This window comes from Paenirhizobium naphthalenivorans (assembly GCF_007992095.1).
Lineage (GTDB): Bacteria > Pseudomonadota > Alphaproteobacteria > Rhizobiales > Rhizobiaceae > Allorhizobium > Allorhizobium naphthalenivorans.
This window is the reverse complement of record NZ_BJZP01000056.1, coordinates 1-6,872: the sequence shown is the minus strand read 5'-3', so window position 1 is coordinate 6,872 and position 6,872 is coordinate 1. Positions and strand designations below refer to the sequence as shown.

The 6,872-nt window shown below is 62.5% G+C and carries 9 protein-coding genes and 1 pseudogene; 2 read left to right on the top strand and 8 right to left on the bottom strand.

Going from position 1 to position 6,872, the window contains the following annotated elements:
• Both RNA01_RS22615 and RNA01_RS22610 read left to right on the top strand, forming a co-directional pair.
• A partial coding sequence (locus tag RNA01_RS22615; RefSeq protein ID WP_147182367.1) for a WGR domain-containing protein occupies nucleotides 1-182 on the top strand: 182 nt, incomplete at its 5' end.
• Nucleotides 183-297: 115 nt separating this feature from the next.
• Nucleotides 298-750 (top strand): thermonuclease family protein, encoded by a 453-nt coding sequence (locus RNA01_RS22610; RefSeq protein WP_307725737.1) that lies wholly within the window; start codon nucleotides 298-300, stop codon nucleotides 748-750.
• Nucleotides 751-786: 36 nt separating this feature from the next.
• Here RNA01_RS22610 and RNA01_RS23815 read toward each other — a convergent pair whose 3' ends face one another.
• The 8 genes and pseudogenes from RNA01_RS23815 to RNA01_RS22580 all read right to left on the bottom strand — a co-directional run.
• Nucleotides 787-960: a hypothetical protein gene (locus RNA01_RS23815; RefSeq protein ID WP_170253618.1), complete on the bottom strand. Its 174-nt coding sequence runs from the start codon at nucleotides 958-960 to the stop codon at nucleotides 787-789.
• Between the two features lie 292 nt (nucleotides 961-1,252).
• Nucleotides 1,253-1,417 carry a hypothetical protein gene (locus RNA01_RS23810; RefSeq protein WP_170253617.1) on the bottom strand — a complete coding sequence of 55 codons (165 nt, stop codon included), beginning with the start codon at nucleotides 1,415-1,417 and terminating at the stop codon, nucleotides 1,253-1,255.
• Between the two features lie 308 nt (nucleotides 1,418-1,725).
• Nucleotides 1,726-2,034 (bottom strand): DUF736 domain-containing protein, encoded by a 309-nt coding sequence (locus RNA01_RS22605; protein ID WP_018326263.1) that lies wholly within the window; start codon nucleotides 2,032-2,034, stop codon nucleotides 1,726-1,728.
• Nucleotides 2,035-2,670: 636 nt separating this feature from the next.
• The gene (locus RNA01_RS22600; protein ID WP_147182366.1) at nucleotides 2,671-3,594 is read right to left on the bottom strand and encodes an ArdC family protein; all 924 of its coding nucleotides are present in this window, start codon (nucleotides 3,592-3,594) and stop codon (nucleotides 2,671-2,673) included.
• Between the two features lie 278 nt (nucleotides 3,595-3,872).
• On the bottom strand, nucleotides 3,873-4,460 hold the full coding sequence (locus tag RNA01_RS22595; RefSeq protein WP_147182365.1) for a hypothetical protein: 588 nt from the start codon (nucleotides 4,458-4,460) through the stop codon (nucleotides 3,873-3,875).
• 383 nt (nucleotides 4,461-4,843) lie between these two features.
• Complete coding sequence (locus RNA01_RS22590; RefSeq protein ID WP_147182364.1) at nucleotides 4,844-5,155, bottom strand: hypothetical protein; 312 nt, start codon at nucleotides 5,153-5,155, stop codon at nucleotides 4,844-4,846.
• On the bottom strand, nucleotides 5,152-6,045 hold the full coding sequence (locus tag RNA01_RS22585; protein ID WP_147182363.1) for a DUF7007 domain-containing protein: 894 nt from the start codon (nucleotides 6,043-6,045) through the stop codon (nucleotides 5,152-5,154). Before RNA01_RS22585 ends, RNA01_RS22590 begins: the two co-directional genes overlap by 4 nt.
• Nucleotides 6,042-6,872 (bottom strand): annotated as a pseudogene (locus tag RNA01_RS22580) (plasmid partitioning protein); the annotation flags it as partial. The gene RNA01_RS22585 and the pseudogene RNA01_RS22580, both read right to left, overlap by 4 nt.

Below are 6,872 nucleotides of genomic sequence, written 5' to 3'. Positions count from 1 at the left end.
CCTGTCTTATGCGACGCTGGGGACGCATCGGCACCAGAGGCCAGCTAAAGGTTCATCACTTCGAGCAAGAGAAAGACGCGGTTGAATTGTTCCTCGACCTCGTCAGGCAAAAACGCCACCGGGGATACCGTACAATCAACTCGGCGCAACATACGTACCGGGACAGCTTGCAGCGGCGTTAGCGCCAGCTTCACCGACGAGCGATATGAGAACCATCTCTGACAGATCGAATTCAAATTGAGAACCATTGAATTGCAGAAGAATGACCATAGCCTTCGGCCAGAGGTCCGTTATCCCGTGAAAAAGATCATCGTCGCGATCGCAGTATCCGGCTGTGCGCTGGGCGCTCACATATTTGGGATCGCTGCAGTCGCTGAGGCTGCAAGTATGGTCACCAGCCCGGAGACGACATACCGGAAATGTTTCGGTGGTGATCGCGTCACCTGCGTCGTGGACGGAGATACTCTCTGGATTGAGGGCGCAAAAATCCGCATTGCCGATATCGATGCTCCCGAGATCAGCGAGCCGAAATGCGCAACGGAGCTGGCGTTTGGAAATCGAGCGACCGATCGCCTGATCGAACTGGTCAATCAGGGTTCCTTCGAGCTTCGCGCATGGTCCGGACGCGACGAAGACAAGTACGGTCGCAAGCTCCGCGTCCTCATCCGTGACGGCAGGAGCCTCGGCGATATCCTCGTATCGGAAGGCCTGGCCAGAACCTGGACGGGCCGTAGACAGCCCTGGTGCTGAAACCGGCCCACGATTGCTGGCCGTTGCACAACGCCGTTATCGGCGCCTGCTCCAATCTGCTTCAAAGGAGATCTCGATCTCGACGAAGAACGGGATCTTGATCGCAAGCTTCAGGCAGAGTTTGCCCTTGCGGAAAAAGTGGCCGATCACCTTGCCAAGGGAAGAAAGCTTGCGGCCTGTGGCGGCCAGGAATTGTGCGAGGCGTTGCATGGTGGTTTCTCCTTGTCGATTGCGGACATCGCAGGGATCGGCCGCAGGCCGGGACAAGGAGGGTTGCATCGGTACGACCGCAGCAAAGCGGAAGACTTATCGACACCTGAATTTTGGCGCGCAAGGAGACGCGAAGCGGCGGGGAAAATCCTGATGGCGATGAGTTGCTGCCCGACGACCGGACTGCAACATCCCTGATGTCGATGGCCTCGCTCGACAAGGACACCGTGCAATGTCTCCGCCTTTCGACACCTTACACAGAGACCACGCCTGGCTGTGTCGTCTACCGCCCTCAGAAGGGCGGCTCGGCGTCGACGCTACCGTCCTGCTCTGCCGTGATGATTGCCAACTCTGCTTGAGCCAGGTCCAGCTCGGTCTGGATCTTGCGGCGCTCCACAGCGTCGCATGCGTTCTTGAGCTCGGCGCGCAGTTCTTCGATGTGGTGTTCGATCGTCATCGTTTCATCTCCTTGAGTTTGTGAAAGACGATTTCGCAGGGCGGGACGGGATGGCGGGGTCAGGGATCGCGGATGCGACCGCCAGCGGCGGCGGGTGGGGGAGCCGATTTTGTTGCGTAGCGGCAAAATTGGGGGAACCGCTCGTCCTTGACGCCGTCATTCCGTCCCGGCATCCTCGCTCGATCTGAGCAGCTTCCCCGCTATCCGTATGCCACCCAAAAAAACCGGACCTGGCTCGATGCCGGGTCCGGTTTTGACTTCTCGGAAGAGGAGAAGGCTCCGCCGGTGGCGGAGCCCCGTGATGTCAATCAGTCGCGGTTCGGGCGGGACCAGATGAGCTGGAGGCCATCCTCGCCTTCAACTTCGGCGAGCGTTGCGTAGATCGGAGCCGGGAAGCTCGGATCGTCGAGCTTGACCGAGAGGTAGTCGCGACCCTGTTCGGAGGTTTTCTGCCAGGCGGCACCTAGCTCGACGCTGCCGGCGTAGACGCGGAACTGCGGGCCCTTGTCGGAGGGGTTCTCGACCCGGGCGATGCGGGCTTTGACGTTGAGGGCGAGCGTGCGGATGGAGCCGGTGAAGCCGTTTTCGGTGGAGGTGAATGTGCCGATGGTTGCCATTGTCGTATTCCTTTTCGTTGTTCGGGCCGCGCCCATCGCGGCCTCGATGGCAGTCGCAAAGACCGGGGACGATCGGACCGCACCTGATAAGGCCGGAATGAAATGGAGGGCGGCAAGTCGCAGATTTGTTAGTGGGCGAGGAGGAAGGCGCAGCCTTCCGGGGTAAGAAATCTTAAGCCTTGTCGTTGCGGGAAGACGATCGAGGCGCAGTCGGTCTCCGGTCAGACATGCCTCATCGAGCCCGCAGATGGGATGCCGGAAACTCTGACGTGAAGGGATATGGCAATTGTGTTCCGCGGTACTTGCGTTTGGCAAGAATGGCACCCTTGGCCATGCCGCACTTGCATCGACGCCGTTGCACGCTTCAGTCGGGGACAGAGCCCCTTCCCATCGTTGGCCCGCTTGCCCACAACGTCCTGTGCGATATCGTTGCGCTCGTGAATCGCTGCCTGGAGGATGAATGCGTCAGCAGACCAAACCGTTCATCATCGAACGCAAACCGTCCCGCAAACCAAACCCGACGCTCAAAAACCGTCGATATGGGGAAGGCTGGATACTGACATCTCCCAAGGTCTGAAGGATCAACGGGATGAGGATCACGCGGCCGCCACCGGTGGTGACGGCCGCGCCTGAACGTCAGGCCGCAGCCTTCACATCCGCTTCCGGCTGCAAGGAATGCAGGAAACTCACAGCGCGCTGCGCATGGGCCGCCGCCTGGAAGATCGCCCGCTTGTCGTTGGCCAGCACCGATAGCCACGACTGCAGATAGGATGCATGATCCGGCCGCGGCTCGAGCTCCGGTGCGATACCGAGATCGGCGCAGAGGAAGCAACTGCCGAGCTCGGCAATGAGTTCTTCGCGCGCGCGATCCGTCCGGTCCTTCGCATAGCGCGAAAGATCTCGTCCGACGCGATGTTCCGCCGCCGTCCAGTGCGCCGCCTCATGGCTGAGGACGGCCGCATACCCGGCTGCATCGCGGAACGCCTCAAAGGGCGGCATCTGGATATAGTCCATGACAGGTGAATAATAGGCCTGGTCGCCGCTGTGCCGGATCGCGGCGCCGGTGTTGCGGAAAAAGAGATCGGCGCGCGCTATTCGCTCTACAGGATCCCGGACCTTGGCCGGCGGAGCATGATAGGTGTCGGGCAAACCCTCGATCTGCTCTATATTGAACACAGAATATGCCTTGAGGAACGGTATCTCTCGATCGACATCATTGCCGTTTCCGTCGGCCACCGACTTTGTGAACCGGCTGGCGAAGACGACTGTCGAGCCGGTTTCGCCCTTTCGCACGGCCCCGCCCAGCTCGAGGGCTTGTTTGAAGGTCATCCACATCGAGGAGGAGAAGCCGCGCGATACCTGCTCCGACCACAGGAGCAGCACGTTCATGCCGGAATAGGGGAGGCCGTTGTGGCGCATCGGCCGTGTAATGCGACTATGCGTGTTGGCGGCGCTCCATGGTTTCATCCAGGGGCGAACGCCCTGTTCGAGATCTTCAACGATCCGATCGGTGATCCGCGTGTAGATATCCGCACGGTCCGATTCCGCTTTCTTTGTCATGACTTCTTCTCCTTTTCTCAGGACGGCGCCTATCGCGGTCCGTCACGGAGGTCCGAAGTCAGGGGCCGATGGTGCGGCTATGCACCGGAACGGCCGTAACAGCGTGGAGGACGGCAAAGCCGTTGCATAGGTGCCCGGCTCCTGCAGGATCGCCGAGCGGGACGGGCCGCGATAGGCGCGCATCCAGCTTTCGTTTTCGACCTGAGACAAGGCCGGCGCATGCAGGCGCAAGCCAAGGAACAAGAAGGAAGGGGCGGGGTGCGACCCCGCCGTTCGTATTATCCGAAAGCGGCCAACTGAGCTTCGGCTGCTTTGCGGTCGAGAGATGCGCCTGGATTTTCGACCGGCCGGTCGAAAGGCTTCCAGGTCTCGCCGATGACCTGTTCGTAAGCCGCGACTGCGCCCTCGGCTGCCATGCGCAGCGCGTGCGATTGGACACCCATGTCGGCCGCGAACTCCCGCTTGCGCTGGGCGGCGCTGTCATAGCCGACCGGACCGTCGAGGTCCTCATCGCGGGCGTCGTTGGACGCCTTGGCCGTGGCATCGCGCGCCTCGGTGACGGCGCGGGAGTAGAATTGCCCGGCGCCATGCGCGGATCCGACGAAGGCCCCGACGATGCGCTGGAGGTGGATCTGCATCGCCTTCTCGCCGAGGCCTTCGGACAGGCGTTCGGCGGTCTCGACGATCAGCCGCTCGTGAAGGCTGCGGATGCCATCGCTGTCGACGACTGCCGTGCCGAAGCTTGTCGCGATCTTGAAAGCCTGGGTGGCGTCGGGGCAGGAGAGGCGGACCATTTCGAGGGTGGTACCGCGGCGAGATTGCGACGACCTGGTGTTGGAGCGATTGGGGGTAGAGGGCTTGGCCATGTCTGTTCCTTCCTTGGCTTCCGAAGCGGTTCCGGCCCGTGCCGGTCTGCCCTTCGATGCGGACTACCAAGAACCGGCAAGGGACGGGCGGCTTCACAGGTCCGATCCGGCTGAGCCAGCAGGGCAGGGTTGCGGGCCAGCAGGTCTTGACCTGAGCAGACCGCGAGCCTGCCCTCGCGCAGAGAGGCTGGATCGGCCGCCCCGCGGCGCGCAAGCGGCCTTGAAACGACCGGCCGCCGGTTCAGACCGCAGCGAACAAGAAGGGCAGTCCGCCACGGGTCCGATATCAATCCCAAGGCAAGCGACAGACATGGCCAAGCCCACCATGACGATGACATCGCAGCCGGGTAGGACATCGCCAGGTCCTTTCGCCTCGGGTCCTCCTATATCGCCGGATGCAGCACAGGCTCGCGGTCGCGATGCAGGAACGCCCCGATGACCTGCTCCTGCATCGCCAGCCTGCAGGCGATCATGTCGAGTTCGACCCAGCGCTCGAAGGCAAGGCGGTCGACGATCTCCCGATGGTAGAGACGGGGACTGGACCGGCGCCGCGCGCGGCTCCGGACCTTCACTGTGGTCGCCTGTCTTCCGGCGCGCGCCGCAATCTGGCGAGTCAGACAATCGAGATGCCGCTGGGTCTCGCGCCGGGCGCTGATTGCTTTCGCCAGCGGCCTCAAGAGGCGGATGTCGATCATGACCCATCCCCCCGGCTTCGCCAGCCAATGAGGGAGGAGGGGCCATCATATTCAGCGTGACGAGCGAGATCGATGACGAAGCCGAACCGCCCCCGCACCGCATATTCGTCGCTTGCCACCAGAAAGCGGCGTTCTTCACCACCGCGGATATGGCCTCCGCCGATCTTCGCCACGACCTCCGTCATGCCGGGGCGCTGATCGGACAAGATTGCCGACATAACGATGTAGTCCGCCGCATAGCGTTGATCGAACACCCGGCGATCCTTGACCCAGCTCTCACCCTCGGCGAGCGAGCGGCCATGGATTTTCTCCCAGGCGTCGGGCCAGGTATTGCGGATGATCTTTTCTGCCGTTGACCGCTCGTAGGCGGTGAAGAGGTCCGGGAAACTTACCGCGACGATCGCCCATTCGCAGTCCTCTTCATACCAAGGCGTGTCCTTCCGCAGCAGCGGAAGAACCTTGGCATTGCGCTCTGTCGACAGATGGAAACCGCCATGCCCTGATGTCATGTGAGCGACGACGCCCTCGGCATAGACAACCGCCGTCTGCGATCCGCCCCATGGTGTGCTTACCGACAAGCGGGTTTGCACGCGGTGCAGCTTGGCCACATCGCGTTTGTGACCAGCAGTCTCGGCAACGCGCGCCCGGAACTCGGCCTCATCGGCAACCCGGCCGTCATGCCCGATGAAATCTGCCCGCGTCAGATCGGCGAGTGGCCGACGGATCGCACCGGCGCTTGCAACAAAAGCAAAGCCGCTGGGTGATGTGATCATGCCAAGGACCAGGTCACCGATGCGGGCCACGGGCAGGCCGTCCGCGCTGGTGGCAAACTCCACCCCCGAAAGATCGGGGGTGGATGCTGTCATGTTCGAATCGAGGGCGGCAGTCATGCTGCGGCCCTCTGATCGAAGTCCTCGTCAAGCTCAGCGTCATCGGGGCGGTCTGCCCCCTGCATGCCTTCCCGTTCCATATCGTTGTCGATCTCCCCATCCTGGTCCTCAGCGAGATCATCAGCGCGGCCGTCGTCGCGCGACCCGGCGCCGACGACATCTGTGGCAGAGCCTGCCTGGATCCAGTCGAGCAGTTCGTCAGCCGGCGGTGCGAAGCGGCCCGCCGGATGGACAAAGTGCTTAGTTGCGAAATGCTCGACGAGCGCTGTACGGGTTTCGCGGACCTTCGGCCGCGGCTGGACCGCTGCCTCAGCGCAAGAGGCTTCCAGTGCCTGGCGCGACAAGCACAAGAGGAAATCTTCCGAGCCCATGTTTGGCAGGAACGCGTCGGCGCCGATCGCCTCGCCGGCGATGCGCGCGACCATGCCGCTGTTCGACATGCCTCGCCGGCACGAGAGGACGTCGATCAGCACCGAGCGGGCGGCGACCCGAAGCGTGTCCTGATCGAAGGCGAGCTTGCCATGCTCGTCAAACAGTCCGACGGCATGACGCGAGAAGCGCTTGTCGCCGTAGAAGGTGCCATCTGCGCCGGAGTCGATGCGGACATTCTGGCCGGCGAACGCCAGGACCATCAGCGCCATCAGCATATCATCCTCGATCGGCGCGCGACCGAGCGCATCGTGCAGGGCATCAGTGCGGAAATCGCCGATCATGTCGTGGCCCTTCTGCGTGACGTCGGGCCGCGCTTTCGGCGTGGCGACTGCGTCGGTGTCATCGCCGCCAGTGACCGATCCGTCGCCAACAGCACCCTTCGGCTTCGCCGCCTC

Excerpts from the sequence above, each read along its gene's own strand:
- RNA01_RS22595 (WP_147182365.1), bottom strand. The coding sequence starts at position 4,460 with ATGGCCAAGCCCTCTACCCCCAATCGCTCCAACACCAGGTCGTCGCAA.
- RNA01_RS22605 (WP_018326263.1), bottom strand. The coding sequence starts at position 2,034 with ATGGCAACCATCGGCACATTCACCTCCACCGAAAACGGCTTCACCGGC.
- RNA01_RS22585 (WP_147182363.1), bottom strand. The coding sequence starts at position 6,045 with ATGACTGCCGCCCTCGATTCGAACATGACAGCATCCACCCCCGATCTT.
- RNA01_RS23810 (WP_170253617.1), bottom strand. The coding sequence starts at position 1,417 with ATGACGATCGAACACCACATCGAAGAACTGCGCGCCGAGCTCAAGAAC.
- RNA01_RS22590 (WP_147182364.1), bottom strand. The coding sequence starts at position 5,155 with ATGATCGACATCCGCCTCTTGAGGCCGCTGGCGAAAGCAATCAGCGCC.
- RNA01_RS22600 (WP_147182366.1), bottom strand. The coding sequence starts at position 3,594 with ATGACAAAGAAAGCGGAATCGGACCGTGCGGATATCTACACGCGGATC.
- RNA01_RS23815 (WP_170253618.1), bottom strand. The coding sequence starts at position 960 with ATGCAACGCCTCGCACAATTCCTGGCCGCCACAGGCCGCAAGCTTTCT.